We start from the raw sequence: 736 nt of genomic DNA, 5'->3' as shown, positions 1-736 counted from the left end.
GCGAGGGCCTGGGCGCCGGCCGGGTGGGGGCGGGCGTCGCCGACCGCGTCGACGGCCCACATCGGGACCTCCAGCACGGCGGTGACCGCGCCGTACCGGGCCGCGTACGACCAGGTGGACAGCTCCGGCTCGTCCGGCAGGGCCCGGGAGCCCCCGGCGCCCGGGGCCGGCATCAGGTAGGTGCCGGGGTCCGGGCTGGTCCAGCCGATCGCGTCGTAGGAGTCCACGTCGAGCGGGACGCCGGCCCGTTCCGCGGAGCGGGCGAAGCGCCCGGCCAGGCCCCGGACGGGGCGGGTCAGCTGGACGAACGCGCCGCCGAAGTCCACCCCGTGCAGCGAGCACTGGAGGAACGGACGCAGCTCGTCGATCAGGCCGGTCAGCGCCAGGCTCTCCGGCATCGGCGGCCGGCCGCAGCCGGGGGCGGGCAGCAGCTCGGGTTGCTCCTCGAAGGAGGGGCGGAAGAAGTGCTCGTAGTGGCGCCGCATGGTGAGCGGACCGTCCAGCCAGCCGGCGTTGAGCGCGGCGCCGTCCGGGTCGAGGCAGAGCAGCAGGTGCCAGGAGAGGCCGGGGCAGGCGGGGCGGTCCAGCAGCACCTCGGCGAGCCGCACGGTCCCGGCGGTGCCGATCGGCTCGTTGGGGTGCGGGCCGCCGACCACCAGCACCGCGCGCGGCCCGCGGTCCACGGAGAGCAGCATCAGCGGGCGTCCGGCCCGGGAGCGGCCCACCTCGCGCAGCC

Annotated in this window: 1 protein-coding gene; it reads right to left on the bottom strand. The window is 77.6% G+C overall.

What is annotated here, in order from left to right:
• Positions 1–736: M14 family zinc carboxypeptidase (locus KS423_RS46645; RefSeq protein WP_263455929.1), on the bottom strand; the 736-nt coding region annotated here is incomplete at both ends.

It is taken from the genome of Streptomyces sp. LS1784, from assembly GCF_020103755.1.
Taxonomy (GTDB): Bacteria; Actinomycetota; Actinomycetes; order Streptomycetales; family Streptomycetaceae; genus Kitasatospora.
Note: the sequence above shows the minus strand (reverse complement) of the source record. Positions and strands in the feature narration are given on the sequence as shown.